The sequence below is a fragment of the Lactobacillus kullabergensis genome (genome assembly GCF_000967195.1).
Taxonomy (GTDB): domain Bacteria; phylum Bacillota; class Bacilli; order Lactobacillales; family Lactobacillaceae; genus Lactobacillus; species Lactobacillus kullabergensis.
Map to the genome: position 1 here is coordinate 858,248 of NZ_KQ033871.1, position 19,752 is coordinate 877,999.

Here is a 19,752-nt window from a genome sequence, read left to right on the forward strand (position 1 = left end):
AATGACTGAAAAACGATCTGATTACCGTAAAAAATTAAAACATAAAAAAAGCAAAAACTTTTTAAATACAATTAAATCTGCTTTTGATGATAGTGATGATGAAGTTGATGTTAATCCTGATTTTACCCGTGATGAAAATGAAGTTGTAGAATCAAATGATTTTGCAAATGACAGGGTAAAAGATCAAGAGCAGGCTCCAAGAAGAGAAGAGAACAAATCTCAGTCTCAGTTAACTACGAGTCAAGAAAAAGCATTAAAGCTGAAAGGTAAACTTAATCGTGCAATTTTGATTGTTGCTGTTTTAATTATTTTGGTTTTATTAGCGTTATTTCACTTATAAAAATAAAACGAGGGTAAAAATGAAGATAGCGATTATTGTCCCAATGGAAATTGAGGCTGAATATTATCATAAGTATTTTCACTCTGGTCACAAAGAAATGTTCGGATCTACTATATTCGAGCATTTTTGCGTTAACCACAATGATTTGTACATAGGTTTGAGTGGAATTGGCAAAGTGCAGGCTGCCATGAATTTAGCCAGTTTACTAAGTAATGTTGATATTGATTTGATTTTCATGACTGGTACGGCAGGATCATTACAAAAGCAAGTTCATAAAGAAGATTTGATTTTAGCTGATTCATTTGCATATCACGATGCTCATAATACTTTGGCTGGCGATTATGCTGAAGGACAAATACCTGGGGAACCAGCCCAATTTGAGTTAAATTCCTCTGAAAGAAAGGAATTTGCACAGTTTTTGCAAGAAAACAACATTGAATTTAAAGAGGGATTAATTGTTACAGGTGATTCCTTCATTGGCTCTGAGAAGCAAAAAGATGAGATAAAGCAAAATTTTGCTCACGCATTAGGTGTTGAAATGGAAGGAGCTGCTTTTGCTCAGGTAGCTTATCATTTTGAAAAACCTTTGATAGCTGTACGAGCTATTTCTGACAATGGAAATCAAGACGCGAACGAAGATTTTGATCATTTTGCTCAAAAAGTGGGAGCTAAAGCTGCTAAAATTATTTGTACTTATATAGAAAAGATGAATTAACAGATGACAGAAATTTATCTGGATAATGCCGCTACAACACCAATGTCGCCCCAAGTAATCGACGTAATAACTGGTGAGATGAAAAACAATTATGGTAATGCCTCAAGTACTTATGACCTGGGCCGTAAAGCTCGTCATGCCATTGATCTGGCAAGACGTGAAGCTGCCAGAATTATTAACGCAAAGGAAAATGAAATAATTTTTACATCCGGTGGTTCAGAAAGCAATAATACTGCTATTTTCGGGACTGCTCATAGTCGCCAAAATATTGGTAAACGCATAATCACAACTAAGATTGAACATCCATCCGTTTTAAAGCCAATGCAACGATTAGAAAATGAGGGTTATGAAGTCATATATCTTGATGTCGATGATAATGGTTGTATTTCACTTGCCGATTTAAAAGATGCACTAACTCCACAAACTACCTTGGTTTCAATTATGGCTGTCAATAATGAAATGGGTACAATTAATCCACTTATTGAAATTGGCAATATAGTAAAGAAAAGCAATGCATATTTTCATGTTGACGCTGTACAAGGACTGGGCAATATAGATCTTGATGTTGTTAAGATGAATATCGACTTGTTATCAACTTCTGCTCATAAAATAAATGGTCCGAAATTCCTTGGCTTTTTATATGAAAAAAACTCGCTCAATTTGCCACCTCTTATTTATGGTGGAGAACAAGAAACTAAGCGCAGAGCGGGAACAGAAAATGTACCAGGAATTGCTGGTTTTGGTGAAGCTATCAGTGAAATTGCAGCAATAGATAAAGAAAATTTGCAAACTAAATATCAGAACTTGCAAAATATTATTTTGGATGAACTTAACCTAACTAAAGTGAAATATCAAGTTAACGGCGGAACTGCAAAGTTTGATTCTCATCACGTGTTGAACTTGCATTTTAATGGTGTTTCAACGACTGTTTTGCAGACAAATTTGGATTTGGCAGGTTTTGCAGTTTCTGGGGGTTCTGCTTGTACTGCAGGTTCAATTGAACCATCCCATGTTTTAGTGGCTTGTTTTGGTAAAAACTCTCCGAGAATCAATGAGTCAATACGCATTTCATTTGGCCGTTACACTACTGAAGAGGAAGTAAAAGCCTTCGCAACGGAACTAGCTAAAATTGTGGGCAAAATTCAAAATAAATAAAAATAATTGCTTTTTTAGTTAAATATGCTTATTATTAGTAAGTGAGGTAGAATTATGGCAAATACAGTTATTATTAATGGTGATAAACGCAAGTTTACTCTTAGTCCAAAGCTCAAACTATACGCATTGATTGATGCAGGCTTTGTTAAAACCGTTAAGGGTAATTTTAATTATGAGCATCCACTTTATAATGATTCGCCGTATAATGCTCCAACTAAATTGAAGATGACCATAAATAAAGAGATGACTCATCTGACCATGGTTGTCACAGACAAAAATGGTTTACAAAAGGTTAACATTTTTAAAAATGAAAAATTGGCTCCCACTGTTGAACTTTTGGATTATATATTGAAAGATTTAGAGGAGCGCAATATTATTGTTGCTGTGAAGGATTGATTAATTTGGTAAAGAAAAAAACCAGAGTTGTTGTCGGTATGAGTGGGGGAGTAGATTCTTCCGTTTCGGCACTTCTTTTAAAAGAGCAGGGATACGATGTAATTGGTGTCTTTATGAAAAATTGGGATGACACTGATGATTCCGGGGTTTGCACTGCTACTGATGATTACGAAGATGTAAAAAGAGTTGCCGATCAAATCGGGATTCCTTATTATTCAATCAATTTTGAAAAAGAATATTGGCACCGAGTTTTTGAGTATTTCTTAAATGAATATAAAAAAGGTCGTACGCCGAATCCGGATGTTATGTGCAATAGTCAGATTAAGTTTAAATCATTTTTAGAATTTGCACTTAATCTTGATGCAGATTACATTGCAATGGGTCATTATGCAAAAACCATAACTGATAAAAATGGTATTACTCATATGATGCGCCCAAAAGATGGCAACAAGGACCAAACATACTTTTTAAGTCAGTTAAACCAAAATCAGATTAGTCGCGTTATTTTTCCGTTAGCTAATTTAACTAAACCACAGGTGCGCGAAATTGCAATCAAAAATGGTTTAGCTACAGCAAAAAAGAAGGATTCAACTGGTATTTGTTTTATTGGCGAGAGAAATTTTCGCAAATTTTTGAGTGAATTTTTGCCTGCTCAATCTGGAGAGATGATCACACCAGATGGAAAAGTAGTTGGCCATCATGCGGGTCTAATGTATTATACAATTGGTCAAAGATCAGGATTAGGACTGGGTTCAACAAAAGAATCAACTGCCCCGTGGTTTGTAGTCGGTAAGAATTTACAAAAAAATCAGCTAATAGTTCAGCAAGGTTATGATAGCAAATTGCTTTATGCCACTGAATTGGAGGCTAGTGATATGTCCTTCTTTACCGGACAGCCCGATCACGATTTTAAGATTCATTGCAGCGCCAAGTTTCGTTATCGTCAGCCTGATGTTGGCGTGACAGTATCCTATGATGCTGCAAAAAATAAGGCGAAAGTTTCCTTTGATGAGCCAGCACGTGCTGTTACCCCTGGGCAAGCTCTTGTTCTTTATCAGGGTGAGGAGTGTCTAGGCGGCGGCAACATTGATTGTGCCTATCAAAATGATCGTCAACTTCAATTAATTTAATGAAAACTTGAAAGGAAAATGTTTTTTGTGCATTTTCTTTTTTTATTTGTCTTCGTTTTTTCTTTTAAACTATTAAATGATAAACTAGAAAATAACAGTTACAGAAAAGAGTAATTAATGAATGCAGATTTATTTTGTCAGACATGGTAAAACAGAGTGGAACTTACAGAAACGTTTTCAAGGGGCTCATGGTGATTCACCACTTTTACCTCAAAGTTTAATTGATATTCAAAAATTAAGCGATTTTTTAGGTGAAACAAAATTCGCAGCAATCTATTCAAGCCCTCTGAAAAGAGCCAGAACTACTGCAGAAAAACTTACTAATAATCTGGGTAATCCCTTTTCTGTCAAGATAGATGATCGTTTGCGAGAATTTGATTTAGGAGCTATGGAAGGACTCACGTTTACTGAGGCTAAAGCCAGGTATCCGAAGCAGGTCACTGATATTTGGGACAAACCTGAGAAATATGATGGTCACAGCATCGGAGGAGAAAATTACCCCGAGGTAATTGCACGTGGTAAAAGCTTTGGCAGAGACGTTGGACTACAATTTAAACAAGATGATAAAATACTGGCAGTGAGCCATGGAGCAGCTTTGGGAGCGATTATGGGTGGATTATTGGGTTATTCATTGCCGGATATCCGCCAGAATGGTGGTTTAAGCAATACTAGCCTTACTATTTTGGAAACAAAAGATAGGGGTAAAACCTTTAAGGCTCTGATATGGAATGAGACGAAATTTTTGGATAGGAAAATGGTAGATTCGGATTCATTATGAGACAAAAAAGAGAAATAGCTGATAATTCAAACGGAGTTTCCAAAAAGATACACGAATTAATAACAAAAATTGATGAACAACCACATAATAGTGAAAACTATTTAGAATTGGCAACCTATTTAATAGAGCAGGGTAGCAGTGACCAAGCCACCGAACTATTAGAAAAAGCAAAAAAGCTAGTTGCTCATCCGCAGGATTTAGATTATGATCTGGCAGTTTGTTATTATTTACAGGGTAAATTTGATACAGCATTAAATATACTGAATCAAACTCCTAATGATGATTTAGTTTTATACCAAAAAGCACTTGTTTTTTACAAAATTGGTCAAAGTCAAAAAGCATTGGCATACGCTCTAACAATTAAGAATGTTGATGCAAAAGTGTTGGAATTAATAGGGGATATTTGGCTAAGCCTTGGTAAAACCCAAGAAGCCGAGTCAACTTATAAAAAAATAGCTACTGAAAAAAGGTCAGCCAAAATCAATTTCATGTTGGGAATCACAGTTTTAGCTAGAAATCGCCAAGAGGCTGAAAAATACTTAACCGAGTCAAAAAAGCAAGACCATAAAGTTTTTGAACAAGAGCAAAAAAAGTATGCCTCAGTATTAAAATTAGTGAATGATGCGAGAAAAAACAATGACTGAATTTACTGGGAAAATCAACCGAATAGTTTTTGAAAATGATCAAGATTTGTATAAGATACTTGATGTTGCCATAATCGGAAAGTTAGAAAAATATGATCGAGAAGATATTAAAGTAACCGGCAGCTTTGGTGACGTTCAAGTTGGTGCAACTTATACTTTTTCAGGAAGATTGATTGTGCATAATAAATTTGGTCTGCAATTTCGTTGTGATAATTATAAATTAGCCTTGCCTCATGAAAAAGGAAGTTTGATTAATTATTTAAGTTCCAGCAAATTTCCTGGAATTGGTAAAAAAGCAGCTAATGCAATAATTTCAGACTTGGGAATGGACGCACTGACAGTTTTAAAGGAAAAACCTGAAAAGGTTGGAACTTTGTCAATTTCGAAAAAGCAAAAAGAGAGTTTGTTAAATGGTGTCAGTTCAATGGATTCATATTCTGAAACTATATTGAAGCTGGCTCAATTTGGCTTGAATAAGAAGGTAGCAAGCAGACTGTATCAACTTTATCATGGCGAAACTTTAGCTAAACTTGAAGAGGATCCGTATGCTTCTATTGCTGAAGTTACAGGTTATGCTTTTAAGAGTGCTGATCGAATCGGCAGTAAATTAGGAATTAGTTCAGATGATCCCAAAAGAGTTAATGGTGCTGTTTTTCAAATTTTACTTGATGAAGTTGCTAAAGAAGGCAATACATACGTTAAACTCGAGCAGTTGCTGCAAGAAGCGGGTAAACTACTTCAAATTAATGAGTATGACACCATAGCAACTTGTGTTAATAATCTCCAACATCAAGGTAAAGTTGTAGTAATGGGAGAAAATGCTGCATTACAGGAAATTTATGAAACTGAAACTGATATTGCCAACGCAATGAAAAATCTAGTTGAAAGAAAGCAAAAGAGTTCAAGTTACGGTGAAAAAGATTTAAACCTTGCAATAACTAACGCTGAAACTAAGCTGAAAATTCACTACGATAATACTCAAAAGGCAGCGATTAAAAACGCACTGACTAATCCAATTTCAATTTTAACTGGTGGTCCCGGAACTGGGAAAACTACTATCATAAACGGTATTTTATTAGCATTGAAAGAGCTGGCAGAAATACCATCATCGTCTCTTTATAGTATAGACCCACCATTTTTACTTGCTGCTCCCACTGGTCGTGCAGCTAAGAGAATGGAAGAGATTACTGGAATTACAGCCAAAACTATCCATCGTTTGCTAGGTTTAGGGATTGGTGAAAATGATGCAACTGATCTGAATGAATTAAATGGTGAAATTTTAATTATTGATGAAATGTCGATGGTAGATATGTTTTTGTTTAGGCAACTGGTTTCCAGCATAAACGAAACTAAGCACATTGTTTTTGTTGGTGATAAGGATCAACTGCCATCAGTTGGTGCAGGAAACGTTTTTGCTGATTTAATCAAATCACAGGCCTTTCCTACTACCGTTCTTAAGCAAATTCACCGTCAAGGAGATGATTCCAGCATTATTACGTTGGCTCATGACATTAATGAAGGAAAGAATCCCCAGGAATTATTTAAAAAGACCAAAAACTACTCATTTATTTCATGTCCACCGCATGAAGTCTCGCATGTTGTTAGTCAAATAGTTCAGCGAGCTTTAGCAAAGGGTTTTGATCCTGATGATGTTCAGGTACTAGGAGCAATGTACCAAGGTGATGGCGGGGTTAACAATTTGAATAATGTTATTCAAGAAATTATTAACCCTTCAAAGCCAAACAGTAAAACACTGGAAGTACACGATGAAATTTTTCGCATTGGTGACCGCATTTTGCAATTACAAAATAATCCGGAAAAAGACATTTATAATGGCCAAATCGGTAAAATCCTCGCAATTGATAATGATAATTCTCAAAAATGCATGGTGGCTGATTTTGATGACAGAGAAATAACCTTTAGTAAAAAAGATCTGTTTGATTTAACCAGAGCATACGCAATTACCATTCACAAAGCTCAAGGCTCTGAATTCCCGTTAGTTATTTTGAGTTTGACTATGCAAAACTATGTCATGCTTAAACGTAACTTATTGTACACTGCTGTTACTCGTGCAGAGAAAAATTTGGTTTTAATTGGCGATCCCCGCGCTTATGAATTGGCTTTTAATACTTCTGGTAATGACCGTCAGACAGGATTAACTGTTAAACTGCAAAAAATATTAAATGTGCAAGATAAATCTGTTCAAGAAAAAGATTCAGGTAAAAATAAAAATGAACAAGAAGAAGCAAATTCTGATGTGTTTGAAAATCTAACTCAGGATCATATATTAACACCGGAGTTGATTTATTCGGGTCGAATTGATCCTATGATTGGGATGCAAAACACTAAATTAGAAGCAAGAACAAAATGAGGGACTTTTTAAAACGATGACAAAGATAAAAAAAGAAGGTTTTATAAACTTACGAAAAGAACTTGCGGAATGGGTTGCCACTAACACTCATATTTTAAATTTTGGTCCAGACACATTTGAAATTGAAACTATTTTTAAAGATTCATTTGGCGAATCGGTGTATTGCTTTGTCGAGAAAATTGAGTTTGATAAATATAACGTTACAGATGATGGTCGTATACTTTTTAAGTTAGATCCCAGCGCAAGTGACGAAGAATTGATAGCTGCCAGCGAGGATTTAATCATAGCCAGTGGCTTTTCTTTTAATGTTGAAAATGGAGTGATCAGCTGTGAATGTAATGAACAAACTTTGGCTGAAAACATTATGCAATTAGGACAATTAGAAGTAAACGTTTCATATCTTAATTAAAAAGCTATCACTAAATACTATTTTTTATTGCTAATTTTAAAAAATAATGATTAAATTATTGGTATCATTTTAAGCAAAAGGAAGAAAAACTTATGGCAATTATTTTTGATAAGGTAAAGAAAAACTACGGTAAGAAGCCTGTATTTTATAACCTAAATTTTAAAATTCCCTTAGAACCAACAGTAATTGGTTTGGTCGGACCTAACGGTGTAGGCAAATCAACCATGTTAAGACTCCTTGCGGGGGTATTGGAACCAACCGAAGGATTGATCAAAAATGACCAGGCTAACCAACCATATGTTAAGTGGTCCAGTTTGCATACCACTTTCGTTGCTTCAGGTGAAAGGGGTCTCATGTACAGGCTAAATACCCTTGAAAATGGGATGTATTTTTCTTCACTTAAAGGAATTAGTATTAAAAAAACAGAAAACAATATTCGAAAAATGGCGCAGGATTTCAATTTTTCAAATGAACTTAACACTTATTTTCAAAATTTGTCTACTGGTTTGAAGAAAAAGTCTGCTATCCTTGTGGGAGCAGCAATGGAAACAGAAGTTTTACTTTTGGACGAGCCTTCAAACGGACTTGACATAGCTGCTCAGGAAGATTTAGCGTCCTTTATTCTGGATTTGAAAAATAAATACGGTAATACTATTTTTATTTCATCGCATGACACACAAATGCTTTCTGGTGTTGTTGATCATTATCTGTTTTTAAGAGATGGCCAAATAGAGGAAAATATTGGACATAAAATGACTGAAAATGATCTGATTTCTGAATACCGTGAAATTTATCAGCGAAAGTAGGATTAAAAATGAAAAAAATTAAAAAGCTATTTAATATTTTTTGGGTACAATTATATTTACAGCTAAAACTGCAATTTCGTTATGTTAATTCTGCGATTAGTTCGCTGGTTTTATATGCCGGAGCTTTCTTGATTGTTATCTTTTTCACTGATCCTGCACAACTTGGTCAGGCATATGGTACAAAGCAAGGGGTTTTATTTACCATTGTTGGTTTTTTGTTTTGGAGTATTGGTATTGCCTCAATGGGTCAATGTAGTAACGGCGTAGAAACTGATGAGCAAACTGGTTTGCTTGAAAGTGAAACTCAGTCTGTTTTTCCTTTATGGACCCTATATTTTATTGAAACTTTGGCAAATAATTTGTTTGTATGGATTTATCTTTTAATCATAGGCTTTATTGCTTCGTTTTTTTCAATTTTCACGGTAGCTGAATTATTAGAAGCTTTATTATTAACATTTGTATTTTCTTTAATTTCCAATTTTGGAATGTTTGGCATCGGGATGATTTTTGCCTCTGGTTCTATTAGATTTAAGAGAATGGGTCAGTGGTCTACTATACTGCAGGCTTTATTATTGATGTTGTCAAATGTTTATTTACCAGTATATAATGTCTTTCAGGAGGTCATTCCCTATGTTGGTGGCATCGAAATAGTTCGGCAAATATTTCTGGGTCATGGAGTTTCATTGCCAAAACTGATAATATTTATAGTGGTAAATGTTGTTTGGTTCTTAGTTGGTATTTTAATATTCAATTATTGTATTAAGAAAGAGCGCAAAGATGGCTCATTTGATGCTTTTTAATTTTAAGAAAGGTGATATTTATTTTAACGTTCAAAAATGTTAAATGGGGGACAAAAAATTATTTTAAAGTAAGAAAATTATATTTAGGCGCATTTCCCAAAAATGAACGATTTCCATTTGTCGGGTTGCTGGCGATGGCTTTGCAAAAAAGAGTTAATTTGCAAGCAGTCTATGACCATGATAATTTTATTGGGTTAATTTTTTGGACATATGCCGAAAAGATTATTTATATTGGTTATTTGGCTGTTGACCCAGTTTGGCGTGGAAAGGGCTACGGCAGTCAAATTCTAAATTCGATGAAACAACGTTATTCTGAAAAAGAAATAGTTTTAGATATTGAGCCAGTTATTAAAACAGCAAAGAATTATTCTCAAAGACTTAACCGGTTATCATTTTACAAGCGCAATGGCTTTAGACTAACTAAAAGTAATTTGGTCGATGAGGGTGGACATTACTCGATACTAAGTTCTGATGGAAGCTTTAAAAAAAGCAATTTAAGTCAATTACTGGAGCAAATGAGTTTCAATTGCTATAAGTTTAAAATTGTTTCCAGATAATTAAACAAATAGTTATTTTGACCAAAATTATACGTTTATTTTTCTGTATACCTTAGCTTGTTAATATTTTAAAAATTAAAAGGATGTGTCTGGGAAAAAACTAACTCCCAGATAACAAAAGACGATCAATTTAACTCTTAATTTGATCGTCTTTTTCTGTCTCTTTTTATTCTTGAATAAAAAAGAATGGTCCTTAGGCCATCTTCTGTGCCAATATTTGCTTAAATTCATCATCATGAAGGCTATTCCAACATCGGTTTCTACCTTCTTTTTCCCTCTTAAATGGGTTCGTCGCATGCCAAAGACGTTCTTCAAATGCCCGAAAACTGGCTCGACATCATACTTTCTCATGCTATAGTTGTGTCTGCCTTCGGGACTTTGGAGAACTGCTTTGGCTTTTTCTTTTAAGTATTGCCAGTTAGGATTATAGCGTACGTGGCGTTGATATCCGCTTTTGGTTTTTGCCAATTGCTCTAGTTCCGGCGTTAGTTGTACTTCATCTGCTTCATAGACCTTAAAATCACGTACTTGACCAGTCAAGCGCTCCTGGCGCTGGCTATAATATTTGAAGTTGAATTTAACGCCATTTTGATCAAGGTAGTAATCGTCTTTTTCATTATAGAACCAGTTAATCAGCTTAGTCGGATCATTCTTATATTTCCGAGTTTGTTCCTTTTCGTACATAGTATAGGGAATGTAGTACTTTTTATTTGAATACTTGTCTTCTAGCAGTGAGTAGTTATATTCACTGCCATAACCAGCATCGGCGACAATCTGGTCAAACTTATCCAGTGTCGTCATTTGTTTTAAAAATGGTTCTAGGGTCTTAAAGTCAGTTGGATTAGGATACAAAGCAAAGTCAACTACATACTGATCCGTTGTGGCTGCTTGAATATTGTAGCCTGGCTTGAGCTGCCCATTCTTCATATGATCTTCTTTCATATGCATGAAAGTCGCGTCATGGTCTGTCTTGGAATAACTATTGCGCCCGGCAAAGATTTTTTCTGCTTCTTCATATTTCTTCATTCTAGGAACATAATCTTTTTTTAGCTGATGAAGCAGCTTCTTAAGACCACGTCTTCTGGCTTTTTTAGGAGAACCACCAGGAATGACTTTAGGCTCTTGCGCAATTTCTGCAGTCAGTTTTTCAATTTCAGCTTCGGTTTCACGCGCCAGTTCGGTCAAACCGTGGCTGGTCTGCACTTGCTCTTGCGCCATTGCTTTAACGACTTCTTTAGCAATCAGTTCGTCATAAAGCTCTGCTGCTTGACCCTTTAGCTTTTCATGAAACTTCTCGACCGCCTTGCGCCAAACAAAAGTATAGCGATTAGCATCAGCTGCAATTTTTGTGCCATCAATGAAGAGCGCCCCTTCATTGATCAGGCCTTCTGCCTCTAAAAGATTAGTAAAGTAAAGGAAGCTTTTCTTAACCAATTCGTTAGCGTGGTCGCTTGATCTAAAGTTATTGATCGTATGATATGAAATCTGCTGGTGCTCAGCTAATACCATCATCGGCAGATTTTCTGCTAGCAGCAGCTCAATCTTTCTGCCTGAAAACACTCTGCGAGAATAAGCAAAGAGCAAAATCTTCAGCATCATAGCCGGGTGATAAGCAGGCCGCCCAGTTTTGGCAGCATCGCCACTCAGCAAAACATCTTCTGGGATCGAGTCGACGAACCAGCCAATCACGGTCGCTAAGTGATTATTAGGAATAGTAAAGTCTAAATTAAGTGTTAAAGCAGTTTGGCCTGTGATATAATCTTTGTACATGTTAGTTTCCACCTTTTTGTTTTTATTTTGTGGTGATTTAATAATATCAAGGCAGAAGCTAAAAGTATAGCAAAAGAACGATGAAATCCGTAAGGAAATCATCGTTCTTTTTTCGTGGTCTGGGAACTAGTTTTTTCCCAGACACATCCTTTTTAAATTTATTTAATGTATCCGACTTTATACCATAGGACATGCCCATTATTATTTTCAGATGGTTTAAGGGAATAACCTGAAATGTGGTCGTTGATTGCTCTAATTTTGTATGAGTTAACTGTTGGAATCATATAAGCTTTATCAAAAATATACTGTTGCCAGTCATGAAAGACTTTAACACGGTATTTATGATCAAAAGCTTTTTGTGAATCCATTTCCTTAAGCAGTTTAGTATTTTCTGGTGTCACGAAACGATCATAGTTTGCTGCGGTGCTGTCACCATACATTCCATCCTGTGATGGTTCAGTAGACATATACCAACCAGTTTCAAACATATCAACCTGAGGGTCATCTTTGTTAAGTTTGTCGTAAAATGAATTTGTTTCCGTCAATCGCCCATTTAATAAATTAACATTTAGTCCTATTTTATGCCATTGCTGGATATAATTTTGTATAATTGGACCTTGCGTTGGATCACCAGCTTTGGCCATAAATGTAATCTTTAAAGGTTTGCCATTAGGTTGTACACGCCATTTACCTTTTTTCTTATATCCGGCTTTATCAAGAATAGCGTTGGCCTTTTTTAAATTATAATCATAACCCTTAACATTTTTATTGAAATAGTCACCAAATTGAGGTGGAATTAGGGTGGTTATATGAAAAGTTAGTCCATGAGTATAATGTTTAGTGACCTCATCAACATTCATCGCATAACCAATTGCTCTGCGTAAAGACGTATTGTTCATTTTGCTATTGTGATTCATAATGCTCTTATTGTGTTTGGCATCCCATTTACCTAATTTAAAGCCAATGAACCAGTATGAAAGAGGGACTTCTGCTATAAACTTAACTTTTTTAGTATGCTTTACTTCATCCCATTGGGAATTCACAACATTGATGACGTCGAATTTATGACTCTTTATTGATTGCGATGATGAGTTAGGAGAAATCACCTGATAAATAATTCTATCTAGCTTGGGTTTACCACGCCAATAATATTTGTTTGGCACCCAAACAGCTGATTGTCCACGAACTAATTTTTCTAACTTATAGGCACCGAAATACAAAGGCTTTTTCCTAATCTTATTAGATGACTGTAATTTGTTAAAAGGGACATCTTTTAAGTAATGATAAGGAGCTGTATATTCTGAAAAATATCCATTTCCACTATTGTACATACCTGGTTTTAATTGCTTAAAGTGTAAAATGACTCTTCTGCCATTTTCACCATCAGGCATTTCAATGCCTGAAATAGATTTAGCTTTTCCTTCATGGTATTCTTTTAAGCCTTTAATAAGTTCAAACTGGCTGGAATACCTTTGTGAATCAGTACCTTTATTAGATAATATTTCATATGGGTATTCCACATCCTTGGCCGTGACCTGTCGACCATCTGACCATCTAACTCCTTTTTTAACTACAATTGTAATTGTCTTATTTTTATTATTAATCTTTAGGGTTGCAGGCCCTTTATTAGTGAAACGGTAATTATCATCTGTATCGAATAAGGATTCCGAACCAGGAGAGGAGATGTCAGCATCTGTAGCAGTTACTTGTAATTGATCAGAAAAAATACCTGTGAATGGTGTATCAGTCTGTAATGCTACTCTCACAGTACCGCCTTGTTTCGTTGGTTTTGAAGGCATTTTTGCAGGAAATTTGCTTGCTTCTTTTGCGCTATTTTCTTGATTATTGCCGCTTTTACCGCAGGCCGTGAGGGCTAGAGCTGTAGCCGCCAAAATACCAATAGAGCTTAAAACATTGCTTTTTTTCATGATTCTTCATCCCTTATGAGTACTAGTTTATGATGATTTAACACATCAAATGATACCACATTAAAGATACATTTTAAATATAATAAATAAAAATTAATTTTTTAATATAATTTCGATGAAAAAGGAGCTAAGCAGTTAAGGCATAGCTCCTTTAATTTATATTTTTTTAACGCAATAAGTTAAAACTTGAAACAGAAAACTCAATATTAAAAGAATTTCTTTTTATTTCTTCGCCATCAACTTGAGCGAATTCTTTTTTTGTAGTAGTGACTTTAATCTTTTCGGCTTCAAAATAGTGAAACTGTGGATCATTAACGTGTGAGCCGTCTTTAAGAAGATTAATAAATAATTTTACCAGTTTTGCCAGGCTAAATTTTTCTACTACAACGGTATCAATTTTGTGATTGTCAATTTTAGCACTGGGTAAAAGAGGAAGGCCGCCACCCAGGTACGGATGATTAGTAGTGGTAACCATAAAAGCGTCATCAAAATAAATTTTGTGACCTTCTCGTTCAATTTCAACACCAAATGTGTCCTGTTTCGTAACAGTGGCTAGAACATTATAACCGTAAATTAGTTTTCCTTCGTTAAGTCGGTTTAATAGTTTTTTAAGTTTAGATATATTACTATTGTGGTTTACAAATGCATCAAAACCGATACCAAAGCTGTTTGCAAAATAATATTTTTTATCAATAGCGATATCTGGAAAAATAAAAGAACCACAATCAATTAAATCTGGTTTAAAGCCTTTTTTGAAATGCTCTAAAAGAATTTGGGGATCATCAGTTAAACTAGCTGCACGAGCGAAATCATTGCCAGTTCCAGCCGGTAAGTAACCAATAGGTGTATTCGGATTGCTTGACCACTTAATTCCGTTAAGAACCTCATTGAGCGATCCGTCACCGCCAATAACTAAAAGAACTTCATTTGGCAAATGTCTTTGATTACCATAATCCTGCGCTATACGAATTGCTTCTCCAGCATAATTGCTTTTTTTAAGGTCAAAATTTATATTTTCATTAATTAGTATAGATTTTGTTTGCTCAAGAACTTTTTTAGCGTGACCATTGCCAGCTACTTCATTAACCAAAAGATGTATTTTTAATTTGTTATTCATATATACTATTCATTATATAAAAAAGCCCTGTAAAATGGGCTTTTGCTTATTTTTTCTCAACTAACATTGGTAAAATCATCGGCCGTCTTTTAGTTTTAGAATACAGGAAATCAGAAAGATTAGCAATAATTGCATTGCGAATTACGCTGTCTTTAGGATGATCCATTTTGTCCATTTCTGATTTAATAATATGGTAAATATGTTTCTGAGCCTGATTGATTAGTTCAGTAGATTCGCGCATATAGACAAATCCCCGACTTAAGACATCAGGCCCTGCTAAGACGCGCTTGTGCTTGTAATCGACTGTAGCGACAACGACAACAAGTCCATCTTCAGATAAAACCTGGCGATCATGAACAACTACATTACCAACATCAGCTGTGCCTGAAGTATCAACGTATACGTCACCTGCTGGAATATGACCGGCTATTCTTGAACCCTCTGGACCAAAACAAACAACTTCACCATTTTCTAAAACGAAAGTATTATCAGCAGGGACTCCAGCTGCTTGAGCCAGTTCAGTGTGGATGACTTGCATGCGGTATTCGCCGTGAACAGGAATCATATATTTGGGTTTAGTTAAGCGAACCATCATTTTTAGTTCTTCTTGGCCACCATGACCTGAAGTATGAACATTATTGATTCGGCCGTGAACAACGCTAGCGCCACCCTCCATTAATTTATTAATTAAATGGTTAACGCTCAAAGTATTTCCAGGAATTGGGTTTGATGAAAATATAACCGTGTCACCAGGCTGTAAACTAATTTGTCGGTGCGTGCCATTAGCTATTCTTGAAAGAGCAGCTAAAGGTTCACCTTGAGATCCGGTACATAAAATCATAACTTCTTCTGCAGGAGTATGGTTTATTTCGTTAGCATCAACAATTAAGCCGTCAGGTACATTTAAATAGCCTAGATCAATGCCATTTTGCACTCCGTTTTCCATACTACGCCCGAAAATTGCGACTTTGCGACCTGTATCTTTGGCTGCTTGGATAGCAGTTGAAACACGATAGAGGTTAGATGCGAAAGTTGCAAAAATTATTCTTCCATGTATCCCAGTAATAATGTCATGTAAGGATTTAGCAACAAAACGTTCAGACTTAGTAAATTGGCTGACTTCAGCATTAGTCGAATCTGATAGTAGTGCCAAAACTCCTTCATTGCCTAATTGAGCCATTTTTTGAAAATCTGGAGCAGGTTGGTTCATTACAGGCGTTAAATCAAATTTAAAATCTCCTGTAAATACGACTGCACCAAGTGGGGTATGTACGGCTATACCTAAAGTGTCAGGAATCGAGTGAGTTGTTCTGAAGAAAGTAACCGTCAACTTCTTGAATTTAAGAACAGTGTCTTCGTGTTCTTCATGTAATTCTGTAGTCCTCAGAATGCCGTGTTCTTCAAGTTTTCCTTTGATTAAAGCAAGCGCGAAAGGTGTGGCATATACCGGAATTTCCGGAATCTTTTCAAGTAAGAAGGGGATCCCGCCAATGTGGTCTTCATGTCCGTGACTGACAACTAGAGCTTTAATTTTTTTGCGATTTTTTATCAAATAAGAATAATCAGAAATCACATAATTAATACCAAGGAGGTCATCCTCAGGAAACTTAATACCACAATCCATGATAATGATTTCGTCTTGATATTGTACACAGTACATATTTTTGCCAATTTCGTGCAACCCCCCGATTGCAACTACAGCAACTTCATTATTTTTAATACGCACAGAGACTACTTCTTACTCTCAAAAGTGGTTAATTTAAAATCGGCGTGCTCTTTTTCGTAAGTTAACGAATTGCCAGCCAATTCTTGGATGAGTTCAATATTATAGGGGGTATTTTCCTCAACCATTGTTCTTGCGGCCACCATGTTGTCGGCCTCAAGATAAAGAGTTTGGGTTGTTTCCCGTCTAGGATTGACAACCTTGTCTTTTTGATACAAAACTTTGTAGATCATATTTGTATTCTCCTTATTCAGTTAATAAAACGTTCTAATTTTGGATAACATAAAGTATCCAATAGCTAGTAAAATTCTACCATACATGCAAAAACAAGTATAGAATCAAGTTTTGCCGGCTTTATTAAAAAAACCGTCAAAGCAATAAAATGACGGCCAAAAATCTTTTTAATTAAATTAATAAATGACTATAGTATCTTCAGCCAATTTAAATGGATCTTGCTTATTGATTCGGTCATAAAAAAGATGTCCCCGTAAATGTTCGATTTCATGAGATGCAACAATTGCTGGGTAGTCTTTTAAGCGAATAGTTTTTTCTTCACCAGCTACAGTATAATAATGAATTTTTAATTTATCAGGACGAGGCACATAACCATCGATTACCTTGTCTACACTCAGGCATCCTTCACCTTCACTTAAGCAAGCTTGTCTCACGGATTCGGATAAAATTTCAGGATTGACAAAAGTTTCCTTAAAAACAATATCGCCCTTGTCATTTGGTACCAGTAAGGAGGCCATTTGAACGCTTTCACCAACTTGTGGGGCAGCTAAACCTACGCCGGCACGCAATTGATGTTTTTCTGCGATTTTTGGATCTTGCGAATTAACTAGATATTCCATCATTTCTTTAGCCAAATTTTGATAGTGTTCGCTTAACGGAAAAGTTAGTGGTTTAGCTACTTTGCGCAATACTGGGTTACCGTCACGGGTAATATCTTTCATTAAAATCAATTACATTCACTCTTTCATAAAAGTTTATAGCTATATTTGTAACATAAAATAAACTAATTTGTCTGCTTTTTATTCTATACTAAATTTTTAATTTGAAAAAGAGGGATAAACGTTGACCCTTAAACAGTTAGGTGGTAAAATCAATGAGCGTAAATATACAGATATGAAACACTTCGATCAGCATGTTTTTGACGTGCCGCCGAAACTGTGACCACGTCACAGTTTTTTTATTGAGGAGTGGAGGAGGAATACTTTTGTCAGAAAAAAGAAGAAACGATATTAGGAATATAGCTATCATAGCGCACGTTGACCATGGTAAAACTACTTTGGTTAACCAATTGTTGAAACAATCCGACACTCTCCCTGAACACATGGCTTTGGAAGATCGTGCAATGGATTCAAATGATATTGAACGTGAACGTGGTATAACTATTTTATCTAAAAACACTGCGGTTAAATATGGTGATACTACTATTAATATTTTGGATACTCCGGGACATGCCGATTTCGGTGGCGAAGTTGAGAGAATCATGCATATGGTAGACGGTGCTTTATTATTGGTTGATGCTTATGAAGGCACTATGCCACAAACTCGTTTCGTACTTAAGAAGGCATTAGAAGCAGGAGTAAAGCCAATTGTAGTCATCAATAAAATTGATCGTCCTGGCGCACGTCCTAAAGAGGTTCTTGACGAAGTTCTTGAATTATTTATTGAATTAGGAGCAAACGATGAGCAGCTTGACTTCCCAGTTGTTTACGCTTCAGCTTTAAATGGTACTACTTCTTATGATCCTGATCCGTCAAAACAGGAAGAAACCATGAATCCTATTTTTGACACTATTATTAAATCTATTCCTGCACCAATCGATAATTCTGATGATCCTTTGCAATTTCAAATTACAATGCTTGACTGGGATGACTATGTTGGCCGTATAGGTGTTGGTCGGATTTATCGCGGGCGAGTTAAAGTTGGCGATAATATCACTGTTATGAAACGTGATGGTTCTACTCAGAACTTTAGGGTTACCAAACTGTTCGGTTTCTTTGGGTTGAAGCGTAATGAAATCACTGAGGCAAAAGCAGGCGATATTATTGCCATTAGCGGAATTAACGATATTTTTGTTGGTGAAACTATTGCTTCGGCTGAAAATCCAGAGGCTTTACCTCTTCTTAAGATTGATCCACCTACACTGCAAATGGATTTTGTTGCTAATGATTCACCATTTTCCGGTCGTGAAGGTGACAAAGTAACGCCAAAGAAGTTGGAAGATCGTTTAATTAAGCAAACCCGAACTGATGTATCCTTAAAAGTTGAGCCTACAGATCAGTTAAATGCTTGGACTGTTTCAGGTCGTGGTGAGCTTCACCTTTCAATTTTGGTTGAAGAAATGCGTCGTGAAGGTTTTGAATTGCAATTATCGAGACCAAAGGTTATTTACCGTGAAATTGATGGTAAAATGTGTGAACCATTTGAAGCTGTTCAAGTGGATACTCCTGACGAGTATGTTGGTTCTGTCATTGATTCACTTTCTCAAAGAAAAGGAGAAATGAAAAACATGGCGTCCACAGGTAACAATCAAACTCGGCTTGACTTTTTAGTTCCTTCACGTGGGCTTATTGGTTATAACAATGAATTTATGTCCCAAACCGGTGGATACGGCATTATGAACCATAGTTTTGATTCGTATAAACCCGTTGTTAAGAATTGGGAACCGGGTCGTCAAAATGGTGCTTTAGTTTCCATTAGTCAGGGCAAATCAACCACGTATTCTTTGCAAACAGTTGAACAACGAGGTGAATTGTTTATTGGTGCAGGTGTTGAAGTTTATGAGGGAATGATTGTAGGCCAGTCATCAAGAGATCGTGATATTGCTGTTAATGTTATCAAAGGTAAAAATTTAACCAATACTCGTGCTGCTGGGAAAGATCACGCTGCTGCAATTAGAACTCCTAAGACTTTAACTCTTGAAGAAGCTATTGAATTCTTAAATGATGATGAATATTGTGAAGTAACTCCTGATTCAATCAGATTAAGAAAGAAAATTTTAAATACTTCTGAAAGACAAAAAGCAGATAAAAGACGCAATAAAAAATAAATAATTTTTTTAAGAAGGGCACTCACTGATGAAGTGGTGCCCTTTTTGTTTT

Annotated in this window: 19 protein-coding genes; 13 read left to right on the top strand and 6 right to left on the bottom strand. The window is 35.7% G+C overall.

Going from position 1 to position 19,752, the window contains the following annotated elements:
• Position 1 precedes the first annotated feature (1 nt).
• The 12 genes from JF76_RS04565 (at position 2) to JF76_RS04620 (ending at position 10,101) form a co-directional block, all read left to right on the top strand.
• On the top strand, positions 2-340 hold the full coding sequence (locus JF76_RS04565) for a hypothetical protein (protein WP_045928005.1): 339 nt from the start codon (positions 2-4) through the stop codon (positions 338-340).
• A gap of 19 nt (positions 341-359) precedes the next feature.
• On the top strand, positions 360-1,055 hold the full coding sequence (locus JF76_RS04570; protein ID WP_045928006.1) for a 5'-methylthioadenosine/adenosylhomocysteine nucleosidase: 696 nt from the start codon (positions 360-362) through the stop codon (positions 1,053-1,055).
• Positions 1,056-1,058: 3 nt separating this feature from the next.
• On the top strand, positions 1,059-2,210 hold the full coding sequence (locus JF76_RS04575) for a cysteine desulfurase family protein (protein ID WP_045928007.1): 1,152 nt from the start codon (positions 1,059-1,061) through the stop codon (positions 2,208-2,210).
• 54 nt (positions 2,211-2,264) lie between these two features.
• Entirely contained in the window at positions 2,265-2,606 is a 342-nt protein-coding gene (locus tag JF76_RS04580; RefSeq protein ID WP_045928008.1) for a DUF1831 domain-containing protein, read from the top strand.
• 5 nt (positions 2,607-2,611) lie between these two features.
• Positions 2,612-3,736: a tRNA 2-thiouridine(34) synthase MnmA gene (gene mnmA / locus JF76_RS04585; protein WP_156962758.1), complete on the top strand. Its 1,125-nt coding sequence runs from the start codon at positions 2,612-2,614 to the stop codon at positions 3,734-3,736.
• Positions 3,737-3,857: 121 nt separating this feature from the next.
• Positions 3,858-4,514: a histidine phosphatase family protein gene (locus JF76_RS04590; protein ID WP_045928009.1), complete on the top strand. Its 657-nt coding sequence runs from the start codon at positions 3,858-3,860 to the stop codon at positions 4,512-4,514.
• Entirely contained in the window at positions 4,511-5,158 is a 648-nt protein-coding gene (locus JF76_RS04595; protein WP_045928010.1) for a tetratricopeptide repeat protein, read from the top strand. Before JF76_RS04590 ends, JF76_RS04595 begins: the two co-directional genes overlap by 4 nt.
• Complete coding sequence (gene recD2 / locus JF76_RS04600) at positions 5,151-7,529, top strand: SF1B family DNA helicase RecD2 (protein ID WP_045928011.1); 2,379 nt, start codon at positions 5,151-5,153, stop codon at positions 7,527-7,529. Before JF76_RS04595 ends, recD2 begins: the two co-directional genes overlap by 8 nt.
• 16 nt (positions 7,530-7,545) lie before the next feature.
• Entirely contained in the window at positions 7,546-7,938 is a 393-nt protein-coding gene (locus JF76_RS04605; RefSeq protein ID WP_045928012.1) for a DUF1828 domain-containing protein, read from the top strand.
• 92 nt (positions 7,939-8,030) lie between these two features.
• Entirely contained in the window at positions 8,031-8,744 is a 714-nt protein-coding gene (locus JF76_RS04610) for an ATP-binding cassette domain-containing protein (protein WP_045928013.1), read from the top strand.
• Positions 8,745-8,752: 8 nt separating this feature from the next.
• Positions 8,753-9,544, top strand: a complete 792-nt coding sequence (locus JF76_RS04615; protein ID WP_045928014.1) for a hypothetical protein — start codon at positions 8,753-8,755, stop codon at positions 9,542-9,544.
• A gap of 134 nt (positions 9,545-9,678) precedes the next feature.
• Positions 9,679-10,101: a GNAT family N-acetyltransferase gene (locus JF76_RS04620; RefSeq protein ID WP_045928938.1), complete on the top strand. Its 423-nt coding sequence runs from the start codon at positions 9,679-9,681 to the stop codon at positions 10,099-10,101.
• Between the two features lie 75 nt (positions 10,102-10,176).
• On the opposite strand, the gene JF76_RS04625 is transcribed toward JF76_RS04620, so the two are convergent.
• The 6 genes from JF76_RS04625 to def form a co-directional block, all read right to left on the bottom strand.
• The gene (locus JF76_RS04625) at positions 10,177-11,871 is read right to left on the bottom strand and encodes an IS1182 family transposase (protein ID WP_045928015.1); all 1,695 of its coding nucleotides are present in this window, start codon (positions 11,869-11,871) and stop codon (positions 10,177-10,179) included.
• A gap of 158 nt (positions 11,872-12,029) precedes the next feature.
• On the bottom strand, positions 12,030-13,799 hold the full coding sequence (locus tag JF76_RS04630) for an oligopeptide ABC transporter substrate-binding protein (protein ID WP_045928016.1): 1,770 nt from the start codon (positions 13,797-13,799) through the stop codon (positions 12,030-12,032).
• Positions 13,800-13,965: 166 nt separating this feature from the next.
• The gene (locus tag JF76_RS04635; RefSeq protein WP_045928017.1) at positions 13,966-14,916 is read right to left on the bottom strand and encodes a diacylglycerol/lipid kinase family protein; all 951 of its coding nucleotides are present in this window, start codon (positions 14,914-14,916) and stop codon (positions 13,966-13,968) included.
• A gap of 46 nt (positions 14,917-14,962) precedes the next feature.
• Positions 14,963-16,642, bottom strand: coding sequence for a ribonuclease J1 (rnjA, locus tag JF76_RS04640; RefSeq protein ID WP_045928018.1), 1,680 nt, complete (start codon positions 16,640-16,642; stop codon positions 14,963-14,965).
• A gap of 5 nt (positions 16,643-16,647) precedes the next feature.
• Complete coding sequence (locus tag JF76_RS04645) at positions 16,648-16,872, bottom strand: DNA-dependent RNA polymerase subunit epsilon (protein ID WP_034979341.1); 225 nt, start codon at positions 16,870-16,872, stop codon at positions 16,648-16,650.
• Between the two features lie 177 nt (positions 16,873-17,049).
• Positions 17,050-17,604 carry a peptide deformylase gene (gene def / locus JF76_RS04650; RefSeq protein ID WP_045928019.1) on the bottom strand — a complete coding sequence of 185 codons (555 nt, stop codon included), beginning with the start codon at positions 17,602-17,604 and terminating at the stop codon, positions 17,050-17,052.
• A 254-nt stretch (positions 17,605-17,858) separates the two neighbouring features.
• On the opposite strand from def, the gene typA reads away from it, so the two are divergent.
• On the top strand, positions 17,859-19,700 hold the full coding sequence (typA, locus tag JF76_RS04655) for a translational GTPase TypA (protein ID WP_045928020.1): 1,842 nt from the start codon (positions 17,859-17,861) through the stop codon (positions 19,698-19,700).
• Positions 19,701-19,752 lie beyond the last annotated feature (52 nt).